The following is a 20,908-nucleotide window of genomic DNA, read 5'->3' on the forward strand; positions in this document are numbered from 1 at the left end:
GCCCGCATCCGCGACACCATTACGCGTCAACAACGTCCTGGCCTCATACAGCTAGACGCGACGCGCGAATGAGAAGGGTCTGACGATGGCAGGAAAGCCAAATTCCGGCACGAGCCTCGCAATCGGTCTGGCGCTCGGCCTTCCGATCGGGTCGGGCGTCGGCATGCTGCTGTTCGACAACCTCCCGCTCGGAATGTTGTTCGGTGCCGCGATCGGTCTCGCATTCGGCGCAGGAATGAGCGGCTGGGGCGGCGATGGGGATGAGGATGACGCGGAAGCGGAGGCGCCCGACGGTGACACTGAGGGGCCGGAAGCCGACGATGAATCCTGAAATCGAGGCCGCGCGGTGACACCTCGCACATTCGATCGATCGAATTTGCCGTTTGCCCTTGTGGTAGCTGGCTCAACCGTACTAAGTTAACTTCTTGTACGTTTGCCCGTTGAATCAAGAAAGGAGGAACTCGCAATGGTTATCGAAATCCATGTCGCTGCAGTAGTCCTCCTCTTGCCGGGGACGCACTAGGCATTCTTCTGCCGCCGCAGTGACCACCTGATATTCGCAGGCGTCACTCCAGAACGCGTAACGCGCATCCGCGTTGCCATCTCGTTCTTCTCTCCCGCTGCGGAGCTCTGTTCGTCGTAGCCGACGGGCATCCCGCAACACCTGTCAAAACAGTGCCTTCACCTATGAGCTCTGGTGAGGCCGCGATGCAAGAAAGCAGACGATCGTGTCAAATTACACACTCGCGTTACCGGCTCCGCGTCGGCTCGCTCTAAGTGCGTCGAAGGTTCTCGAACGATGGGCGCTTGAGCCCAGCGTCGAGAAGGAATCGTTGCAAGACTCGGCCGCCTATCAGCAGGCAATGGCCGATCGAGAGCGATTCGAGCTCGAAGCACTCCGACTGCAGCCACTACGATGAGCGCCCGGGGTAACGGGGTCGCCCTTCGGGGCGGCCCCGTTTTCGCTTTCGCGGGATACTTGAGCTGCGTAAGCATGAGGGAGAGCGGCTCGGATGCGCTCCGCAAGGCGCCGCAGCTGAGCTGACAGCGAGAGGAGACCCGTGAACGACCTGCAGCTACCCGAGACTATGAAGGCGATCGAATACAGGGGCGCGGCGGAACTCGATGTCGTCGCCGAACGGCCCGTTCCGCAGCCCGCAGCCGGGGAAGTGCTGCTGCGTGTGCGAGCGGCGGGCATCAACAACGCCGACATCCTGCAGAGAAGGGGCGAGTATCCGCCGCCCGCGGGCGCATCCGACATCCCCGGGCTCGAGGCATCCGGCACGATCGTTGCCGCCGGAAAAGATGTCCGCGGCTGGAACATCGGCGACGGGGCCTGTGCGCTGCTCGCCGGAGGCGGCTACGCCGAATACGTATCGGTTCCTGCCGGCCAGCTCGCCCCGATACCCCGCGGCGTCTCCGCAACGGATGCGGCCGCCCTGCCCGAGGTTGCCGCAACGACATGGGCGAACCTCGTGATGCACGGCAACGCCACCGAGGGAGAAACCGCACTGGTGCACGGAGGAGCGGGCGGCATCGGATCGTTCGCCGTGCAGTTGCTGCGCGAGCTGGGATTGCGCGTCATAACGACCGCAGGTAGCCGAGAAAAAGCCGAATACTGTCGAACTCTCGGTGCTGATCACGTCATCGATTATCGCGACGAGGATTTCACTGCCCGCACGCACGAGATCACGGAAGGGGCAGGAGTTGACATCATCCTCGACATCATGGGCGGATCATACCTGCCCGGCAACGTGAAGGCGCTTGCCACGGGCGGCCGCCTCGTGATTATCGCAATGCAGGGTGGCGCGAAGGGCGAACTTTCCATCCCGGCGCTTATGGCCAAGCGCGCCTGGATAACCGGCACGACCCTCAGGGCACGCTCGGTCGAGGAGAAGACCGAGATCATGAGCCAGGTCGCCGAGCACGTGTGGCCGCTCATCGAACGAGGAGGCATCGCTCCGCAGGTGTCGGATGTCTTCGCCCTGACCGACGCTGCGGAAGCGCAGGAACGATTCCAGCAGCGGGATCGCCGCGGCAAGATCCTGTTACGTGCGTGAGGTGCGAGAATATGCACATGGATAATGCAACCCTCGCCAAGTACATGGACTCGACGCTGCTGAAGCCGGAAGCCACTCCCTCCGACGTCGAGGCCCTCGTCGCGGATGCAGTGCAGCACGACGTGTACTCGGTGTGCGTGTCTCCGAACATGCTGCCCGTCGAGATTCCCGAGACCAGCGACGTCAAGGTCGCGGTCGTTACCGGATTCCCGAGCGGCAAGCACGACTCCCGCGTGAAGGCGCTCGAAGCGCAGATCGCCGTGACGCATGGCGCACACGAGATCGACATGGTCATCGACGTTGCGGCTGCGGCCGAGCACCGCTTCGACGATGTGGAAGCGGACGTTCGCGAGGTGCGAGGAGCCGCTCCCCGGCCGACGGTGCTCAAGGTCATCCTCGAAACCGCGGCCCTCGACGACGAGGCCATCGTGGGTGCTTCGAAAGCCGCAGCTCGAGCAGGAGCCGACTTCGTCAAGACCTCCACCGGCTTTCACCCGTCCGGGGGCGCATCCGTGCACGCGGTCAGGCTGATGTCCGAAGCCGTCGAGGGCAAGCTCGGCATCAAGGCATCCGGTGGCATCCGCTCCCGCGCGGCTGCTCTCGAGATGATCGAAGCCGGCGCAACTCGACTCGGCGTATCAGCAGCATCGGCCATCCTCGCCGACGACACTGATGCTTCCGGCTCTGGCTACTGAGCGGAAGCCGCAGCCGGCAGGCTCCCGTTCGTTCAGCGTTGGAGATCCGAGACCTTGATGAGCGTCTTGCCGAAGTTGCCGCCGCCGAGCATGCCGGTGAAGACTTCCGGTGCGCGCTCGAGCCCTTCCGTGATGTCCTCCCGGTAGCGAACGTCGCCAGCGCGGACCCACGCGCCCATGTCGCGCAAGAAGGATTCGAACATGGTCGGTACGAATTCGTTCTGGATGAACCCCCGCAACGTGAGGGACTTCCTCAGTATGAGTCCCATCAGCGCAGGAGAGCGGTCCGGGCCCTCCGGCAGCTCCGTGCTGTTGTATGTGGCAGCGAGCCCGCAGACCGGCACTCGTGCGAAGGTGTTGAGCCGGGGCAGGACCGCGTCGAAGACGGCACCGCCGACGTTCTCGAAGTAAATGTCGATGCCATCCGGTGTCGCGTCGCGCAGCCGGCTGCCGAGATCATCGGCCCTGTGATCCAGCGCAACATCGAAGCCCAAATCCCGGAGGTGGGCGACCTTGTCGGCCCCGCCGGCGATCCCGATCGTCCGGCAGCCCTTGAGCTTCGCGATCTGGCCGACGGCGCTCCCGACCGGTCCCGTGGCCGCCGCTACTGCGAGGGTCTCGCCGGGCTCCGGCCTTCCGAGGGCGAGCAGGCCGGCGTACGCCGTGAATCCCGGCATGCCCAGTACGCCGAGCGCCGTCGTGATCGGCGCCGAGTCCGGGTCCAGGGCGCGCAGCGAAGCGGCCGGTTCGGTGCTGTGACTCTGCCATCCGCCGTATCCCCGCACGATTTGGCCCTGTTCGAAGTCGGGCGAGCGCGAATCGAGCACTTCGGAGACGGTCGCACCGACCATGACCTCTCCGACGGTGACCGGCTCGGCGTACGATTCGGCATCCGACATGCGTCCGCGCATGTAGGGGTCGAGGGAGAGGTAGATCGTGCGCAGCAGTACTTCACCGTCGCTAGGTTCGCGTACCTGGTGCTCCTCGGTGCGGAAGTTCTCGGGTTGTGGAACCCCCTGTGGTCTGGAGGCTAAGCGGATCTGCTGGCTGATGTACGACATCTGCGCTCCCTTCCCCAACCACACTAGGCGCTCTGCGCCGCCGACGCTTATGTTCCGATGGCTGTCTCAGTGGCTGCGGCTAGGAGCGGACTTCGAAGAGGTCGCCGACCTCGCAGTCCAGGGCGTCGCAGATCGCAGCGAGCGTCGTGAATCTGATCGCTCGCCCTCGATCGTTCTTCAGCACCGACAGATTCGCGTACGAGATGTTGATCTGTTTCGAGAGATCGGCGAGGGTCATTCCTCGCTCTTGGAGCAGTTCGTCGAGGCGGCAGTGGATGCGCGATTCGTTTCGTGCTGCGAACACGTCAGATCGTTCCCTCGAGATCCAGACGCAGTTGTCGCGCCCGCAGGATCAGCCAGCCACCGAGAACGGTGAGTAGGCCGAGTAGGATGACGGGCCAATCCGAGAACTCAACGGAAAAATTCTGTGGAACGACCCATGTGGACGCTTGATCGCCGCTGGTCGGCAGGCCGAGCGACTCAACCACGAGGGCTGCAGCGTGTGTCCGCATGGCCGGGACTGCCGCGCCCGAAACGATCGACAGCGCCCCGACAGTGAGGAGGGCGACACCGGAGACGATCCCGAACTGACGCTGCCGCAGTAGCTGCGCGGCCAGCAGGACGACGAGTAGGCAGGTGAGCCCCGCGACGATATACGGCAGCACCGTGGCAGCCGTCTCCCAGGAGAGACCGGCGTTGTGCTGCGGTGCGACGTAGATGGTGATGCTCGAATACTGCACGTCCGCGTGATCGGGAACGTGCAGATCGGGAACAGTCTCTATAGCGGTGACCACTCCGACCATTACAGTCGATCCGATAGTCGCCCCGCTTATTGCTAAGGCGCCGTATACCAGCGAGGCAAGGGCTCCAATCGATGCGAACACGATGATTGCTATCAGTACGGTGCGTGATAGAAGCTTCCTTGCGAAGCAGATGTGTGATGTGGTCATGGAGGCTCCCGAACTGCCAAACGCCAGGTATGTTGATTTTCGATATATCGATAAACAATATAACTAAGTGGGGCGAGCTTGACAAGTGGGAGGTGCGCGGTGTTCACGTTGCCGCTCCGCCATCGAAACCCTCATGAACCGTCCAGAAGGCGTGGACGGTACACGCAATGACCCTGCGGCATCGTGCATCCGGTGACACAATGGATCCATGACAACTCTGGGTGACTTCACGGCAACGACTCTGCAAGGGCAGGAGCGCTCGCTGCGCGACTTCGAGGGCGATGTGGTGCTCGTCGTGAACACCGCGTCCAAGTGCGGCATGACGCCGCAGTATGAGGGCCTTCAGGAGCTGTTCAAGAAGTACGGTGACCGTGGGTTCACGATTCTCGGCTTCCCCTCCAATGAATTCGCAGGGCAGGAGCCGGGGAGCAGCGACGAGATCGAGGAGTTCTGCCAGGTCAACTACGGCGTGAGCTTCCCGATGTTCGAGAAGACGAAAGTCAACGGCAAGCAAGCGCACCCGCTCTACCAGTGGCTTCGCACCGAGAAGGGCGGCGTGCTCGGCGACCGGATCAAGTGGAACTTCACGAAGTTCCTCGTCGGCCGAGAGGGTCAAGTAGTCAGTCGTTACGCACCGCAGACCGAGCCCGCCGAACTCGCCGATGACATCGAACGGGCGCTCGACGCCTGACGTGACCTGGCCGGCGGGCAAGCGGATCGCCGGCAGCATCGGTGCGGCAGGATGTCGCGCGACCGGAGTGAGCGCCTTCTTGTAGTGCCGGTCGTGGTGACAGTCAGTTGCGTGTATCGAGCGTCTGCGTCACGGGCGGAACGCTGAGTGTGCCCGTACGCGTGAGGCGCTCGGCCTTGCGGGCGCGCATCCACCAGATCACGCCGATGCCGAATGCGATCGCGGCGGCGACCACGGCGACCATGATGCCCCAGCGCGGCCCCAACGCGTTCGCGACGAACCCGACGATGGGAGCGCCGATAGGAGTGCCCCCCAGGAAGACCGCCGAGTACAGCGCCATAACGCGCCCGCGCATCTCCGGTGCCGTTGACAGCTGGATCTGCGAGTTCGCGTTGGTCATGAACAACTGCCCGAAGAGCCCGAGTGCCGCAAGCGTGATGCCAAAGAACCAGATGTTCGGAGCCCATGCCGCGCCAGCGGCACCGAGGGCGAAGAGACCGAGGCCGCCGATGATCAGCGAGTAGCGCGGATACTCGGCACGCGCCGCCAACAGTGCTCCGGTGACGGAACCGATAGCCATCGAGCTCGACAGGAGACCGAAGCTCTCCGCGTCGTGACCGAACTCGATCGTCATGGTCGAGATGAAGATGGGGAAGTTCAGCCCGAAAGTCCCCAACAGCACGGCCATCACCATCACGATCAGGATGTCGTCTCTCCGACCGACGTACTTCACCCCCTGTGCGATGTCACGGAATCCCTTTGCTCCCCGCGGGCTCGGTTCGAGGTCGTCACGTCGCATTGCGAGCAACGCGATGATCATCGCCAGGAACGTCAGCGCATTGAGCGCGAACACCCAGCCGGGGCCGACGACCGCGATGGAGAGCCCTGCAACGGCGGGGCCGATGAGGCGGGCGCCGTGGAAGGAGGCCGAGTTCAGCGCTACCGCATTCGGCAGCAGCCGCCGCCCCACCAGCTGCGAGACGAACGCCTGCCGTGCCGGGGCATCCATCGCCTGCGTGACACCGAAGGCCAGCGCGAACAGCTGCACCATCCAAAGTTGCACGACACCCGTGACGGTGATCGCGGCAAGCGCAACCGCGAGTAGGCTCATCGTCGACTGCGTGACGAGCAGGATCTTGCGACGGTCGAACTTGTCGGCCACGAGTCCGCTGATGGGGACGAGCAGGAGTTGCGGACCAAATTGCAGCGCCATGTTGATGCCGACGGCGCCGGCGTCATTGTCCGTCAGGACCGTCAGGACGATCCATGACAGTGCCGTCGCCTGCATCCATGCGCCGATGTTCGAAATCAGGGCACCGAAGAACCAGGCCCGGTAGTTGAAGATGGAGAGTGATCTAAACATGGCGCCCTGCGAGGCGCTGCAGTGCGGGCAGTGCAGCCCGCAGCAGGGCGATTTCTTCCTCTGTCAGTTGGTCGAGCTGGTCTTGCATCCAGGCGTCGCGCCGTTCGCGTACATCGTCAGTGGCTTCGTTACCCTGTTTCGTGACTTCGAGGAGTTGCTTGCGCTTATCGGTTTCGTGCGGACGCCGCGTGATGTAGCCGAGTTCGATGAGCGACTGCACGGTCTTCAGCATGCTGGGTGCTGTGATTCGTTCGTGGTCGGCGAGTTGCTGCAGCGTCATGGGCTGATGCTTCATGATGCTCGCGAGCGCAGAGATCTGCGGGAATGACAGATCTGTGAATGTGTTCGCGTAGCGAGCGACGCGGGAGAGTCGCGCGACAGCCATGCGCAATTCGTGAGGGAAGTGGTTCGCGTCAGACACAATCCATTAGTCTAGCAAATTATCCTGACTAATGGCTGAGGGGATCAATCCGGTGAATCCGGTGAATCCGGTGAATCCGGAGATTCGGGAGAGTCTGGGGAATCGATCGAGATCGGTGATGGCGGTGAAGCGGGGCTCAGCTGGAAATTCCTGGACTCCCCGTCGCTCTGCTCTCGGTCGCCGTCGCGACGTTCGTTTTCGGGAGAGGTCGGGGAGTCCGCCGTCACGTCCTGAGCATCGGCCGCTGATCCCTCAAGCGCGCGAAGCAACGCCTCGTTCCAATTGACGGGGGGAGGCGCAGAGATGGGCTCATCCGTGCTCTGCACGCCGTCACCGACTGTGACTCCCTCTTGATCAGCAAGGTGAGATTGGCTTGCCGCGACGACAGCGGCGGCACCCAGCGCGCTGAGCGAGAGCGCGGCGGCGGTCGTCGTGATCAACCAGCGTTTCTGCATGCTTCTACTCTCCCTCGGAGGCGTGAACGAGAGGCGAGATCAACATGAGAGAGCTCTCATCGGCCGTTGGTGAGGTCGAGCGCCTCCCGCAGGATCATGGTTGCGAGTGCAGAGTTCCCGCGTTCGGCCGGCAGCAGTGCGTGACCCAGTGCGTGCACAACGACACCGTGCCGCAGCGCTTCATCGTCTCTCGACCACCGTTGCCATGCAGCGTTTGCGAGCCTGCGCACGGGGTCGCTCGGCCATCCACCGGCTGCTCGCATGGCGACCGACGCGATCAAATGCCCTACGAACGCGGCTTCGTCATCCGTCGGGTCGCCCGTGCCGGCAGTGTCGACGTCGATGAGACCGCTGACGTTGCCTTCCCGCATGAACAGCTGGCCGGTGTGGAGGTCGCCGTGCACGGTCTGCCGGCGTCGGGGTTCGGGGCGCGGGCCAAGTCTGGCGATGGCTGTTTCCGTCAGTTCCGCAAGCTTTTCGTCATCGGATGCCGCGGCTCGGATGCGCGAAACGTACCAGTCTGATCTCCGGGAGAGCGATGGCCGGGCTTCGCGCCCGAGATCGACATCGCCGAGCCGCTGGCGAAGGTTGTCGATCGCGTCGAGCAACCGATCGGGGTCGGCCTCGTCGAGGAGTTTGGAGAGCGGGTCTCCGTGCGCCTCGGGAATCACCAGCAGTCCGATCCCGCCCCACGCGAGGACGCGCGGAACGGGCAGCCCCGCATCCGCGAGTGCCGTATGCGAGGCAGCGAGATCGGCCACGACCGCTGGGCGCACGACCTTGAGGTAGGTTGCTCCGGCTGAGCCGCGCATCCTGAAAACCGCACGTTTGCCGGCACGATAGGCGAGCAACGAGGGCGCCCCCTCGAGATCGATACCGATTCTGGCCAGCAGGGTTCGCGCGGAATGTTCGAAACTCGCGGGGGCGAGTGCGGGCAACCGCGGATCGGCGGGATGCAGCCAGATGCGAGCCTCGGGCTTCTCGTGGTCGCCGAGCACGAGCCCGGTCTCCTGCTGCACCGCTCGTCGCGAGGTGTCGACGTACCAGTTGGTGTGCACCTCACCCCTCGCGGTTGCATCATCGTAGGCGATTGCGGCCGGCTCGGTCGCGGCGAAACCCGCTATGGAGCCGTCGCCGAGCGGTTCACGGCTGATCGGCTTAGGCGTATCGACGAATCGTTCGCCCAGCGCGTCGAGCAGCAGCTGCAGTTCAGGGTTCGAAGAGTGCACGATTCGATTGCAGCAGACATTCGGCATGGGGAGGGTCTTTGTGAGGCTTCTCTCACCTGCGAGCGCCACGGACACCGGGCACGATTGAATAGTGCTGTGAACGAGTCTGCACGCGCGCGTAAGAAGGGACGGTTTCGCCTTCCAGCGATGACCGTGCGCACTCGTATTGTCGGGGTCGTCGCCCTGCTGTCGCTCGTCGGCATGCTCACCGCCGGGGCGACGGCATATCTGCTCGATAGGCAGCGTCAGCTCGTGCAGATCGACAGTAATCTCGATTCCGCGCTCGACGCGGTGCACTTCCTCGTCGGCAGCGGCAACTGGCCGAGCGCCGAAGGGGCGCTCGAAGCGGCGGTGTCATCGCCACCGCTCGACGACAACACGGGCATCCTGGGCATCGTGGACGGGAAACCGCGACTCGTTCCCGGCATCGAAATGGATCTCGAATTGCAGTCGATTGATGGCTTCGTCGATCGCATCGTGGATGAAGTGGGCACCGACAGAGCGGTGAGGGGAACGTTTGCGGGCGAAGACGGATCCGTCAGGTACCTTGCGGTGCCGATTACGGTTGCCGACGCCTCCGGCGCCGTATCGGATCCTGTGATCTACGTGCTCGGGTACGACCTCGACAATGAGCTGGCGGAGCTGAACGATGCAGCCGGCATCTTCCTGGGCGCCTCCGTGCTCGTCACCGCGATCATCGTCGCGGTCGGGCTGCTGGTCTCCGGTCGGCTCCTGCGGCCCATCGGCGATATGAGCCGCATGGCGCAGCGCATCTCCGCCTCGAATCTCGGGGAGCGCATCCCCGTCACCGGTCGTGACGACGTCTCGCAGATGGCGGGCACTGTGAACGACATGCTCGATCGCCTGGATGCCGGCCTCGATTCCCAGCGACAGCTGCTGCAGGATGTCGGGCACGAGTTGAACACGCCCCTCACGATCGTGCGTGGCCACCTGGAACTCATGAACAAGGGAGACCCGGACGACGTCGACCAGACGCGGAGTCTGGCGATCGACGAGCTGGATCGCATGGCCGGGCTCGTGAACGACATTCGTGACGCCGCCAAGCTCCACGATCCGAAGGAGTTCGCGTTCGACCGCGTTGAGGTGGACGATCTTGTCGGGCGCATCCGTGCCAAGGCAGAGGCGATGCAGAGCGTGCGTCTGGAACCGGTCGCCGAAGCCCCCGCCGTGAGTGTGATCGGTGACTCGAACCGGTTGACGCAGGCCGTGCTCCAGCTGGTGGCGAATGCGGTCAAGCACGGTGATGGCCACGTCACGTTCGGTGCCAGAACCGCTCGCCCGGGATGGGTCGAATTGTTCGTGCGCGACCGCGGTCAGGGTGTGCCGGACGATCAGAAGCAGGGCATTTTCGATCGGTTCAACCGCGGCGCGGACGGCGGGCGAGGCGCGTCGGGCTCGGGCCTCGGGCTCGCGATCGTCAGAGCCATCGCCGACCGTCACGGCGGGGAGGTGTGGGTTCGCGATGCGTCGCCGGGAGCGGAATTCGTGATTGCGCTGCCGGTTTCCGCTGCGGAGCAATACCTTGGAGGTAACGAGGAGGGGCAGTGGCATCAATCCTGATTGCTGAAGACGAGGCGCGTATCTCGGCGTTCGTCGAGAAGGGTCTGCGCGCGGCCGGATACGCGACACGGGTCGCGACGACGGGGCCGGAGGCGCTGGATCTTGCGTTGAGCGACGAGTTCGACATGATGATTCTCGACATCGGGCTGCCCGGCATGGACGGCTTCGAAGTGCTGAGCAATGTCAGGGGCTCGGGGTCGAATCTGCCCGTCATCGTACTGACGGCCCGCGGTGGCGGAGCCGACACGGTCGCGGGTCTCGAGGGCGGCGCCGACGACTACATGGCGAAGCCCTTCCGGTTCGATGAACTGCTGGCGCGCATCCGTTTACGTATGCAGTCGACGCAGGCGGCATCCGGTGAGGCCGCTCTTTCGCACAGGGGGCTCGAGCTGGATGTTCGCACGAGGCGCGCGAAGGTCGCAGGAACCGAGGTCGATCTGTCGGGTCGTGAATTCATGCTCGCGGAAGAGCTGATGCGGCACGCAGGGCAGGTGCTGTCGCGTGAGCAGTTGCTGAGCCGCGTATGGGGCTACGATTTCGACCCCGGTTCGAACGTCGTCGACGTCTACATTCGCTACCTGCGAAACAAGCTCGGCGCCGATCGCATCGAGACGGTGCGCGGCATGGGTTACCGGCTGGTCTGAACAAGCGTTTCACAGCGGTTTGATCGTTACTGTCGCTTGACAAGCTTGGTGATTTCTCTTGCCGCGTCTCGGACGAGTGCGGGGTAGGAGACGAGTTCGGTGTCGCCGACCCTGGATGCGGGGGCGGAGATGCTGATCGCGGCGAGAGGTTGCTCGTTTTCTCCCAGGATGGCCGCGGCGGTTGCAAAGACATCGCTGCGCCACTGTCTGGTTGTTGCAAAGCCTTCTTGGCGAACCAGGTCGAGCTCTTCGCGCAGAGCTTCTGGTTCGATGCCGTTCTCGGAAAGAGAAGTTGCGTTGGCCCGGATGAGGCGTTCCAGCTGTTCGTCGTCGAAATTCGCCAGAATCGACTTTCCCGTTGCGGTGAGAAAGATGGATGCGGCACCGCCGAGCGGTTCGACGTAGCGGACCGGGTGGGGGCTCTCGAGCCGTTCGATGAGGATGACGGAACTCTCGCGAGGGATAGCGAGGTGTATCGTCTCTCCGGTTTCCTGCCGGAGTCGTTCCATGGTCTCTAGGGCAAGCTGCCCCACTCCCATCTGCTCGGCAAAGCGGCGTCCCAGGAGAGTCGTGCGGACGGCAATCGACCAACTGGCGACGTCGGGTGTTTGTCTGGTGATCCAGCGCCCTTGTGCGAGCGTGTCGATGACTCGCTGTACTGAGCTCTTGGGCTCATTGAGGTGGCGGGCGATGTCCGTGACGCCCACCGGCTGGAGATCGGCAATAGTCTCCAGAACTTCCAAAGCCCGACCGACACTTCGCATTGACATTCCTTTCACCGGAGGCTATACAAGAGTAAGCGTTCCACTATGCGAATCATTGTTCCACTATACGGAACACTAGCGAACGTGACAAGTCAACGCCGACGAACAAGCTGCCGAGGAGCCGGGAATGTCCCCTTCGAACCCAATACATAGATCACAAGGTAGGAAGTTTGCGCTCGCAATATCGCTTGCCGCAGCCCTCGTCCTGACTGGATGCTCAGATAGCGGGGGTTCTGGAGATAGCGATGCGGGTGAGCCACAATACGGCGGCATCCTGCGCCTAGCGGGGAGTTCGGACATTCCGACGTTCGACACCATCGTGGCCACGAGCACGGGCACGTATATGCATCGTGCGATCACTCGGCAGCTGTACATTCTGCCGACGGACGAGGATCAGGCAGCCGCTGCCACGCCGCTACCGGACCTTGCGACCGCAGCGCCGGAGATCAGCTCAGATGGAATTGAGTACTCCATCACGTTGCGTGACGACGCGGTTTGGGATACAGAAGAGCCTCGAGTGATCACTGCAGAGGATGCTGAACGCGGGTTCAAACGGTTGTGTAATCCCGCACGCCCCGGGAACAATCTCGACAACTACATCGGAGTTATCGCAGGGATGGAAGAGTACTGCGATGCCTTCCGTGAGATCGCTCCGGATGTCGATTCGATGAAGGAGTACCTCGAGGCGAATTCCATAACGGGCATCGAGGCCAATGGTCAGGAACTCACTATCACCCTGGAGGCTCCGGCAAATGACTTCGAATCTATCCTGACACAGGTCGCGGTTGCGCCGGTTCCGGAGGAAATCCTCAACTATCTGCCGGACTCGCCGGAGCTACGAACGAACTGGATCGCATCGGGGCCATATCGGATTCTTTCGTATGTCGCAGATCAACGGCTGGAGCTTGAGCGAAATCCGTCATGGTCAGAAGAGAGCGATGACTATCGCGAAGCGTATATCGACGGGCTCGAAGTCGATATGAGCTATGCGGATGCCGGCAGGGTTCAGCGGCTGATCGAGTCCGGTGAAGTCGACTCGTACTGGAACCAGTCGGTACCCACCCCCGACCTACAGCGCTTAATGAGCGAAAACGACCCGAATCTGATGCAGTTCGAAGACGGTGCGGTGAACCCGTACATCCAATTCAACTTCCAGTCGCCGAACAACGACGGCGCGCTTTCCGATCCTCTTGTGAGGCAGGCGTTCCAGTATGCGGTGAACCGTTCAGCAGTGGCTCAGGCCGGTGGTGGACTCGAAGTGAAATTCCCGACCTACCAGGCGCTCACAGAACAGGTATTCGGCTACGACGTGCTCGACACGTACGCCACTCCTGATGATGAGGGAGATCCCGAGCTTGCGCGCGAGCTGCTGGCCGAGGCCGGCTATCCGGACGGCATCACCGTGAACTTCGTGTACGCCACCGGTTCGAGGTATGACGCGTACGCCCAAGTGATCGAAGCGGATCTCCGTGCCGTGGGGATCGAAGTCAACCTGATTCCCACGCCCGGCGCTAACGTGACGAGTCAATTCACGACAAACGCCGAAGCGACCGAAAGCGGAGCATGGGACATCACTATCAACTCTCTGTCCCCTACTTGGGTTGGCAATGGAGCTCGCACGATGCTCATGCCGAATTGGTACGGCGTCGGATGTGAGAACAGCACGACGAATTTCACCTGCTACAGCAGTGACGAGGTCAATAGCGTCATGGAGCAGGCACGTACGGAGGCTGACGCTGACGCGGCCGCGGAGCTGTGGATGGAAGTCGACCGTCTGCTCGTCGAGGACTCCGCGCTGGTACCACTCATCACGGGGAAGATCAGCCTGTACCGCAGCGACCGCCTGCAGAACGCGGTTGTGAACGTCGGCTACAACAACCTCGAGCCCGGGCTCGTCTGGCTCGATCAGTAGAAGGAGAGTGTGCGTGAAAGAGCAACCCAATTCCGCCATGGAATATTCGGTCCTTCCCAATTCAGGACTCACAGTTTCGGGCCTCTCACTAGGCTCCTACGAAACGTATGCGCGCCTGGAGTACAGGGAAATCGTAGACATCGTGACTACCGCTCTCGAAGCGGGTATCACGCTGTTCGATGTTGCGTACTACACGAGAACCCCTCATCTGGAGGTGATCGTATCTCGTGCGCTTGAGGATGCCGGTGCGCCCGATTCGACCAAGATCATGACGAAAGTCTGGAAGAGGGAGACCGAAGGCGCGGATGTTGTCGCCGAACTGCAGGAGACCCTACACCGTCTGAAGCGGGATCGCGTAGACATCGCTCTGCTATACGGTCCGCGGTGGGGCGTCGATGAGCCGATCGAGCATGCGGAGGAAATACTGCCGCTGGTTGAGAGCGGTCTCGCAGCCAGCTGGGGTGGCATCAACTGGAGTCCGGAACACATGCAGCAGGTCGTCGATGATTTCAGTGCTGAGGGAAGTCCGCTTCCGGTATTGATGCAGCTGAAGTACAACATCGCTCGCCGATCAATCGCGGAGAGCGGAGGGTACCGCAAGCTGTTCCGCGAAAGCCGTTTGCGGCTGCAGGCATCGGATTCGTTGGAAGGCGGAGTGCTTGCAGGAAAGCGGCTCGGAGATACCTCGGGAAGAGTGCTTGGGAGAGATCCCGGCCGGATTCGCGAACAGATCGTGGCCGCGATGCCGGCGGTAAGAGAGATCGCTGAGGGCTTCGGGGTTACTGCGGCAGAGCTGGCACTCGCCTTCGTGCTGGCAGATGAGGCAACGGCGACGGTTCTTTTCGGGGCTTCCTCGGTGACCCAGCTGCGCACGAACCTCGGGGCGGTAGAGCTTGCCAAGCGCCACGGTGCAGAGGTGCGTCGCCTCATTGATGAGACGGTTCGCATCGAAGGGCACACCCTGGATGTTCCTCCGGGTTCCATCGTCCCGCCGGAACGAGACCCGTATCGGGATCGATAGTGGCACTGACCGAACAGGCGGATGCGGTGGGAGGAGCGTCATCTCCTCGCCGCATCCGGGGACAGGCGGGAAGCTGGAGCGCCGTTCTACAACGTTTGCTTCGTGATCGGATGAGCGTTGCTGCGCTCGTGACTATCGCTTTGCTCGCCCTGGTCGCAATTTTCGCGCCGCTGCTGGTCGACTGGCTCAGTCTATCCGCCATCGATCCGGATCGTGAGCACGGCCTGAACCAGTACGGCGTACCGGTCGCCCCAAGCGCGCAGTTTTGGCTTGGCACGGACTTCGTGGGGAGGGATGTCCTTTCCCGTATACTCCTTGGCGCGCGGAACACGTTCTTCATTGCGATCGTGAGCGCGTTAGCCGCAATCCTGATCGGCACGTGCATAGGCGTGATCGCCGGGCTCTACGGGGGTATCGTCGACACGATTTTCGCTGCGATCATCGATTTCGTCATCGCGCTGCCGTTCCTCGTCGTTGCGATGGCCGTCGTCGTTATTCACGGGGCCAGTGTCGGCGTTCTGATGTTGACGATCATTGTCTTCAGCTGGAGCACTGTGGCGCGCATGGTTCGTTCTCTCGTGTTGACGATTCGTGAAATGGACTACATAAAAGCGACGAAGACGCTGGGCGCTACAGACCTGCGTATCGTGGTGCGGCACATTCTGCCGAACATAGCCGGTCCGGTGCTCACCTATGGAAGTCTTCTGATCCCGCAGATCATCGTGATGGAAGCGTCGCTGTCGTTTCTGGGGCTTGGAATTCAGCCTCCCAATCCGACCTGGGGAGGAATGATCGCGGAGAACCAGGGGAACTACGCCATTGCATGGTGGTCGATCTTCTTCCCGGGAGTCGCGTTGTTGATCTCTACGCTCTCTTTCAACCTCCTCGGCGATGGACTCCGCGACGCCATGACTCCTGGGACCCGCTTGCGCGGTCGAACTCGGGCAGAGCGGAGGAGTCGCTGATGCTTCGATATTTCGTGAGACGCGCTGGTGCTTCCCTGCTCGTCCTGTTCCTCGTTTCCATCGCAGTGTTCTCCTTGTTCTTTGCGGGGGCACCTAGCAGCATCGCCATGCGCTTCGCCGGAGAAGGAGCAACACGGGAAACGGTTGCCCTAGTGGAGCAAAACCTCGGTCTTGATCGGCCGCTGCCGGTGCAATATCTTGATTGGGTCGGCGGGCTCCTCTCTCTGGACTTCGGAGTGTCCTTCCGGACACAGGAGCCGGTGTTCGAATCGATCGTCTCTAGGCTGCCCGCCACCGCGTCTCTTGCTCTGGGTGCCATTCTCATCGCGGTGCTCGTTGCAGTTCCTCTGGGCTCCATGGCCGCGCGCAAACCGGGAAGCCTGCTTGATAGAACGGTCTCGATTTTGGCAATCAGCGGTCTTTCGGCACCCACTTTCTTGATTGGCCTCGGTCTGTTCTACGTTCTTTTCTATCAACTGAACAGACTCGGACTGCCTTCGTTCCCTTCGGGCGGATACGTGCCGATCCATGAGAGTCCGCTGCAGTGGTTCTTGCACATGCTGCTGCCGTGGTTCACGGTCGCTCTTGTCAACATCGGTGTGTACGCCAGGTTCGTGCGCTCGACCATGATCGATACGCTCCGCACGGATTTCGTTTGGTTCGCGCGGGCGAAAGGGATGAGCGAGCGGCGCATTCTGGGGCGCTTGGCGCTGAAACCTTCGCTTGCCCCGCTGATCACGCTGGTCGGTTTGGATATCGGCGGCCTGTTGGGCGGCACGATTATCACTGAGCAGATCTGGGGCATCCCCGGCGTCGGATCGTATGCGGTTACTGGCGTGCTGAACGGTGATTTGAATGTGGTGATGGGCACAGTCATGTTTGCGGCGGTTTTCATCGTCGTCATGAATCTCGTCGTTGACGTCGCGTATGCCCTTATCGACCCCAGAGTTCGACTTCGGTGAAGCGAACGTGAAGGAAGGAAAACAGTTGTCGAAACCTCTAGTCGGTTTGATCGTTCCCCCGCGTGCGGGTGAGGTGCCGCCGGATGCCGAAGCAGTGTATCCGCACATAGGATTCATCGCTGAGGGGCTGGGTCTGGAAGCACTGTCAGTAGCGGGTTATGACTCCGTGATCTCATCAGTGGAAGTCGCGGCCAAGAGATTGCGCGACGCGGGAGCGGATGCGGTCTCTTTAATGGGAACGTCACTGAGTTTGTATCGTGGCAAAAGCTTCAATGACGAGCTTGTCGCTACGATGCGGACCGCTACGGGTCTGCCGGTGACCACAATGAGCACTGCGATCGTAGACGCGCTTCGAGACTTGAGTATCTCGCGACCCGCTGTCGCGTCGGCGTATACAACAGAAGTGCATACCCGTCTTCTGACTTTCCTGCAAGAGGAAGGTTTCGACACGGACGGGGAGGCCCACCTCTCAGTGAAGACTGTGAATGAGGCGCACGACGTCGAAGAGGAACGTGTCATGATGCTGGGTGCTGAGGCGGTTGCGCGGAGCTCTTCGCCGGATGGCGCTCTCATCTCCTGCGGAGGATTGCGCACTGCCCGTGCAGTGAATTACATGGAGTCGGCGTACGGGATGCCGGTTGTCACGTCGCCGTTAGCCGGCCTTTGGGCGTCGGTGCGTCTCGTTGAACCGGATGTGATCGGCAATCACCCTTCGCACCTATTTCGTAGGGAACGGGCATGACGATTGAAAAGATGCCTCTCGCGTTGGAAGTTGATCGACTATCGGTGGAGTTCCAGACGGAAGACGTTACGGCGAAAGCGATCGATGATGTGTCGTTTTCCGTGGGGAAAGGCGAAACGCTTGCGTTGGTGGGGGAGTCCGGTAGCGGGAAGAGCGTTACCGCACGTGCCGTCATGGGCCTTGTGGGGGATCCAGGAAGAGTTACGAACGGAACCATTCGCATCGGTGGAGACGATGTGTCGAGGTATTCTCCGCGACAGTGGAGAGCGATTCGCGGAGCCAGAATCGCTATGGTTTTCCAGGATTCCCTATCAGCACTGAATCCGGTATTCACAGTTGGCCAGCAATTGGTTGAATCTTTCCGAGTGCATAAGGGAATCCGGGGATCAGCCGCCCGAAAACGCGCGATCGAGCTTCTTGAACTGGTGAGGATTCCCGATGCTGAGCAGCGATTTCACCAGTATCCTCACGAGTTCTCGGGCGGCATGCGTCAGCGTGCGATGATCGCCATGAGTATCGCACTGGAGCCCGAGGTTCTCATCGCGGACGAACCTACGACTGCTCTTGACGTCACGGTACAGGCTCAGATTCTCGATCTGCTCGCGGACCTGCAACGTGAACGGCAGATGGGGCTTGTCCTTATTACTCACGACCTAGGCATCGTTGCTCAGCGTGCCGACCGCGTCGCGGTCATGTATTCCGGGCGGATTGTCGAGGAAACGGTCACGCGCAAGCTTTTCGGATCGCCGTCTCACGGATATACGACCGCGCTCCTGGGTGCGATTCCCCGTATCGATACATCGATCGGAGCGTTAACGACCATTCCAGGAAGGCCCCCTCAACTAGGCCGGCAGGGGCGAGGCTGTTCCTTTGCTCCCAGGTGTGAATTTGCAGTCGCGGCATGTCGAGACGAGATCCCGGAGCCAATTGAGGTGGACCGTGGACATATTGCCGCTTGTCATGAATGGGAGCGCGTTCGCGATGAGTCGAAATGAAATAGCACTGAGCGCGGAAGCGGTTTCGAAGCGCTACCGTACGAGAGGAAAGTCGCTCACTGCCGTTGATAACGTCGATCTGACTCTCCGTAGTGGCGAGACGTTGGGCATCGTCGGGGAATCGGGGTGCGGCAAGAGCACGCTGGCAAAAATGCTTGTCGGACTGGAAAGCCCAGATGACGGTGAAGTTCGTATCGAAGGCAAAACAATGGCCAGGGGAGTCAGACGGTTCATGGCTACGAGCCGCAAGGTCCAGATGGTGTTCCAAGACCCATATACATCGTTGGATCCGCGCCTGACAGCGGGACAGATAGTGCGTGAGCCGTTTGAAATCCATCGTGGTGTTCTGCCGAAGGCACAGCGGGAAAAACGTGTCGCAGAACTGTTCGAGCGCGTGGGGTTATCCCCTGACCATCGAAATCGTTACCCTGCGGAGTTCTCGGGAGGACAGCGACAGCGTATTGGGATCGCACGAGCGCTAGCGTTGCAGCCGAAAGTCATCGTATGCGATGAACCCGTCGCGGCGCTTGACGTCTCAGTGCAGGCACAAGTGATCAATCTCTTGGCAGAACTGCAGAGAGATCTCGGAATCAGCTACGTGTTCATCGCCCACGACCTATCCGTGATGCGTCAGATTGCCAACCGGATCGCAGTTATGTACCTCGGCAGCATCGTCGAGTCTGGGCCGGTGGATCGAGTGTTCGATTACCCTCTGCACCCGTACACTCAGGGGCTCATCGACGCGGTGCCGGTGCCTGATCCGGAGAAAGCAGCGGACCGCTCTTCAACTCTGCTAGGTGACGTGCCCTCGCCACTTCGGCTACCGAGCGGCTGCCGCTTTCATACGCGTTGCCCGATTGCTGAGCCCAGCTGTAGCGAACAGATTCCCCAGTTGGTGCCACATCGACATGAAGAACATCTTGTGGCGTGCGAAGTAGTTACTGGCGCTACAAGCAATTAGTATTACGAGTCGACGTCTACATCCGCTACCTGCGCAACAAGCTCGGAGCCGATCGCATCGAGACGGTGCGCGGCATGGGTTACCGGCTGGTGTGAACACGGCCGGAGGCCATTCGAAGCGCAGTTTGGGTCGGAATTCGCGCGGAATTCCGACCCAAACGCAGCGCTGAGTGAGCGGTTGTCCGACGTGGCGTATGCGCGAAGAGGAGTCCACAGGCGGAAGTTATCAACAGGCCGCATCGCCCAGCGTTTCCTGCAACAGCACTTCGTCTACGCTCGGCCGAATGGCTCGGCACGCAGCGAAACTTCCTGAAGCACTCGGCACGGTCTTCACGCTTGCCGAAGCCCTCGAGGCGGGTGTCTCCCGTCAACGACTCCGGCGAGGAGATGTCGGCTCCCTGTTTCGCGGCGTGTATCACCGCATCGACGGGGATGCGGCGAAACCCTACGGGCCCGAACGCGAGGAGGAAAGTGCGCACGCCCCTTTGCCGTGGCACGTCGAACACCTCGCGCGAGCAAAGGCATTCGGCCGAATGATGCGGGGCAAGCACTGGTTCTTCTCGGGTGTCACGGCTGCACTGCTGTTGGGCATTCCTCTCCCTAGCGGTCCTTTCAGGCAACTTGAAGTTGCGGTGCACTCGCCGGCGCGGCCGCCAAGGCGCGAGGGGATTCGCGGTGTACGGGTACGCCGCGAACTGGCAGACGTGCGAGAACTGCGAGGGATGCGCCTCACTTCCCCGGCATCGACGTGGGGGATGCTGGCCAGCAGGTTCACGCTGCAGGACGTGGTGGCGTGCGGGGATGCCGTGATCCATCGCGACCGTATTCCTGGAACCAATCGGCTGGGGCAACCTCCTATGGGGACATTGGAAGAGCTGCGCGCCGAAGTCGATCGGGGGCGCAGACCGGGCGTTCGCCGGCTTCGAGAAGCCCTTCCGTTGCTGCGAACCGGCAGCGCATCACCGCCCGAGACGCACACGAGGCTGCTGCTTCGTGACGCAGGGCTCCCCGAACCGACACTGGACTACGATGTGTTCGGCCGTAATGGACGGCTTCTCGGTTGCAGCGAAATCGCCTATCCGGATCTTCGCGTCGCGCTCGAATACGAGAGCGAACACCATCGGGTTAGCCGACGCCAATGGAATCGCGATATCGAGAAGTATCGAGCCTATTCTGAGGCGGGGTGGCAAGTGGTTCGGGTGACATCCGCGTTGCTGTACCGCAGACCGGAAGAACTGATTCGGCAGATACGTGAAGCCGTGCGCAGCAACCCCCAACGTTGAACGCGATGCGTGGAAGTGCGCATTCGGGGCGGGGTTTGGGTCGGAATTCAGCGATAATTCCGACCTAAACTGCGCTCTGAATGACGTGTCACGCGCGGTTTACCCGCGAGCTTGCACCGCTCGCTCGGCAAGGTCGATCAACTGTCTCGCGTGG

At 61.6% G+C, this 20,908-nt stretch carries 23 protein-coding genes and 1 pseudogene; 16 read left to right on the top strand and 8 right to left on the bottom strand.

Features of this window, described 5'->3' with window-relative positions; genetic code table 11:
* Positions 1–85 precede the first annotated feature (85 nt).
* The 4 genes from Q0O95_RS07925 to deoC all read left to right on the top strand — a co-directional run bounded on the left by Q0O95_RS07925 (position 86) and on the right by deoC (position 2,755).
* A complete protein-coding gene (locus Q0O95_RS07925; RefSeq protein ID WP_293697167.1) occupies positions 86–331 on the top strand; it encodes a hypothetical protein in 246 nt (81 codons plus the stop codon).
* A 397-nt stretch (positions 332–728) separates the two neighbouring features.
* Positions 729–920: a hypothetical protein gene (locus tag Q0O95_RS07930; protein ID WP_293697170.1), complete on the top strand. Its 192-nt coding sequence runs from the start codon at positions 729–731 to the stop codon at positions 918–920.
* A 141-nt stretch (positions 921–1,061) separates the two neighbouring features.
* Positions 1,062–2,060 (top strand): NAD(P)H-quinone oxidoreductase, encoded by a 999-nt coding sequence (locus tag Q0O95_RS07935; protein ID WP_293697173.1) that lies wholly within the window; start codon positions 1,062–1,064, stop codon positions 2,058–2,060.
* Positions 2,061–2,077: 17 nt separating this feature from the next.
* A complete protein-coding gene (gene deoC / locus Q0O95_RS07940) occupies positions 2,078–2,755 on the top strand; it encodes a deoxyribose-phosphate aldolase (protein WP_293697175.1) in 678 nt (225 codons plus the stop codon).
* Positions 2,756–2,787: 32 nt separating this feature from the next.
* On the opposite strand, the gene Q0O95_RS07945 is transcribed toward deoC, so the two are convergent.
* From Q0O95_RS07945 to Q0O95_RS07955, 3 genes are all read right to left on the bottom strand, one after another.
* On the bottom strand, positions 2,788–3,816 hold the full coding sequence (locus tag Q0O95_RS07945; RefSeq protein ID WP_293697177.1) for an NADP-dependent oxidoreductase: 1,029 nt from the start codon (positions 3,814–3,816) through the stop codon (positions 2,788–2,790).
* Between the two features lie 79 nt (positions 3,817–3,895).
* The gene (locus Q0O95_RS07950) at positions 3,896–4,120 is read right to left on the bottom strand and encodes a helix-turn-helix transcriptional regulator (protein ID WP_293697179.1); all 225 of its coding nucleotides are present in this window, start codon (positions 4,118–4,120) and stop codon (positions 3,896–3,898) included.
* A gap of 1 nt (position 4,121) precedes the next feature.
* Complete coding sequence (locus tag Q0O95_RS07955) at positions 4,122–4,619, bottom strand: hypothetical protein (protein ID WP_293697181.1); 498 nt, start codon at positions 4,617–4,619, stop codon at positions 4,122–4,124.
* 355 nt (positions 4,620–4,974) lie between these two features.
* On the opposite strand from Q0O95_RS07955, the gene Q0O95_RS07960 reads away from it, so the two are divergent.
* A complete protein-coding gene (locus Q0O95_RS07960; protein ID WP_293697182.1) occupies positions 4,975–5,457 on the top strand; it encodes a glutathione peroxidase in 483 nt (160 codons plus the stop codon).
* 103 nt (positions 5,458–5,560) lie between these two features.
* On the opposite strand, the gene Q0O95_RS07965 is transcribed toward Q0O95_RS07960, so the two are convergent.
* The 4 genes from Q0O95_RS07965 to Q0O95_RS07980 form a co-directional block, all read right to left on the bottom strand.
* Positions 5,561–6,820 (bottom strand): MFS transporter, encoded by a 1,260-nt coding sequence (locus tag Q0O95_RS07965; RefSeq protein WP_293697184.1) that lies wholly within the window; start codon positions 6,818–6,820, stop codon positions 5,561–5,563.
* The gene (locus tag Q0O95_RS07970) at positions 6,813–7,205 is read right to left on the bottom strand and encodes a MarR family transcriptional regulator (protein ID WP_293697186.1); all 393 of its coding nucleotides are present in this window, start codon (positions 7,203–7,205) and stop codon (positions 6,813–6,815) included. Before Q0O95_RS07970 ends, Q0O95_RS07965 begins: the two co-directional genes overlap by 8 nt.
* A gap of 80 nt (positions 7,206–7,285) precedes the next feature.
* Positions 7,286–7,696: a hypothetical protein gene (locus tag Q0O95_RS07975; RefSeq protein ID WP_293697188.1), complete on the bottom strand. Its 411-nt coding sequence runs from the start codon at positions 7,694–7,696 to the stop codon at positions 7,286–7,288.
* Between the two features lie 56 nt (positions 7,697–7,752).
* A complete protein-coding gene (locus Q0O95_RS07980) occupies positions 7,753–8,925 on the bottom strand; it encodes a phosphotransferase (RefSeq protein ID WP_293697190.1) in 1,173 nt (390 codons plus the stop codon).
* Between the two features lie 147 nt (positions 8,926–9,072).
* On the opposite strand from Q0O95_RS07980, the gene Q0O95_RS07985 reads away from it, so the two are divergent.
* On the top strand, positions 9,073–10,506 hold the full coding sequence (locus Q0O95_RS07985; RefSeq protein WP_293697192.1) for a HAMP domain-containing sensor histidine kinase: 1,434 nt from the start codon (positions 9,073–9,075) through the stop codon (positions 10,504–10,506).
* Positions 10,491–11,150, top strand: a complete 660-nt coding sequence (locus tag Q0O95_RS07990; RefSeq protein WP_293697194.1) for a response regulator transcription factor — start codon at positions 10,491–10,493, stop codon at positions 11,148–11,150. Before Q0O95_RS07985 ends, Q0O95_RS07990 begins: the two co-directional genes overlap by 16 nt.
* A gap of 26 nt (positions 11,151–11,176) precedes the next feature.
* On the opposite strand, the gene Q0O95_RS07995 is transcribed toward Q0O95_RS07990, so the two are convergent.
* Positions 11,177–11,914, bottom strand: coding sequence for an IclR family transcriptional regulator (locus Q0O95_RS07995; RefSeq protein ID WP_293697196.1), 738 nt, complete (start codon positions 11,912–11,914; stop codon positions 11,177–11,179).
* Positions 11,915–12,233: 319 nt separating this feature from the next.
* Here Q0O95_RS07995 and Q0O95_RS08000 point away from each other — a divergent pair, with 319 nt between their 5' ends.
* The 9 genes and pseudogenes from Q0O95_RS08000 to Q0O95_RS08040 all read left to right on the top strand — a co-directional run bounded on the left by Q0O95_RS08000 (position 12,234) and on the right by Q0O95_RS08040 (position 20,754).
* The gene (locus tag Q0O95_RS08000) at positions 12,234–13,826 is read left to right on the top strand and encodes an ABC transporter substrate-binding protein (RefSeq protein ID WP_293697198.1); all 1,593 of its coding nucleotides are present in this window, start codon (positions 12,234–12,236) and stop codon (positions 13,824–13,826) included.
* Positions 13,827–13,863: 37 nt separating this feature from the next.
* Complete coding sequence (locus Q0O95_RS08005; protein WP_293697212.1) at positions 13,864–14,847, top strand: aldo/keto reductase; 984 nt, start codon at positions 13,864–13,866, stop codon at positions 14,845–14,847.
* Complete coding sequence (locus Q0O95_RS08010; protein WP_293697200.1) at positions 14,847–15,812, top strand: ABC transporter permease; 966 nt, start codon at positions 14,847–14,849, stop codon at positions 15,810–15,812. Before Q0O95_RS08005 ends, Q0O95_RS08010 begins: the two co-directional genes overlap by 1 nt.
* Positions 15,812–16,774 (top strand): ABC transporter permease, encoded by a 963-nt coding sequence (locus tag Q0O95_RS08015; protein ID WP_293697202.1) that lies wholly within the window; start codon positions 15,812–15,814, stop codon positions 16,772–16,774. Before Q0O95_RS08010 ends, Q0O95_RS08015 begins: the two co-directional genes overlap by 1 nt.
* Before the next feature lie 25 nt (positions 16,775–16,799).
* Entirely contained in the window at positions 16,800–17,516 is a 717-nt protein-coding gene (locus tag Q0O95_RS08020) for a hypothetical protein (protein WP_293697204.1), read from the top strand.
* Positions 17,513–18,511: an ABC transporter ATP-binding protein gene (locus Q0O95_RS08025; protein ID WP_293697206.1), complete on the top strand. Its 999-nt coding sequence runs from the start codon at positions 17,513–17,515 to the stop codon at positions 18,509–18,511. Before Q0O95_RS08020 ends, Q0O95_RS08025 begins: the two co-directional genes overlap by 4 nt.
* Positions 18,456–19,472, top strand: a complete 1,017-nt coding sequence (locus tag Q0O95_RS08030) for an oligopeptide/dipeptide ABC transporter ATP-binding protein (protein WP_293697208.1) — start codon at positions 18,456–18,458, stop codon at positions 19,470–19,472. The genes Q0O95_RS08025 and Q0O95_RS08030 overlap by 56 nt, the downstream gene beginning before the upstream one ends.
* Before the next feature lie 8 nt (positions 19,473–19,480).
* Positions 19,481–19,567, top strand: a pseudogene (locus Q0O95_RS08035) (helix-turn-helix domain-containing protein); the annotation flags it as partial.
* A 188-nt stretch (positions 19,568–19,755) separates the two neighbouring features.
* Entirely contained in the window at positions 19,756–20,754 is a 999-nt protein-coding gene (locus Q0O95_RS08040; protein WP_293697210.1) for a hypothetical protein, read from the top strand.
* The last annotated feature ends 154 nt before the right edge of the window (positions 20,755–20,908 follow it).

The organism is uncultured Agrococcus sp. (genome assembly GCF_945915485.1).
GTDB lineage: Bacteria > Actinomycetota > Actinomycetes > Actinomycetales > Microbacteriaceae > Agrococcus.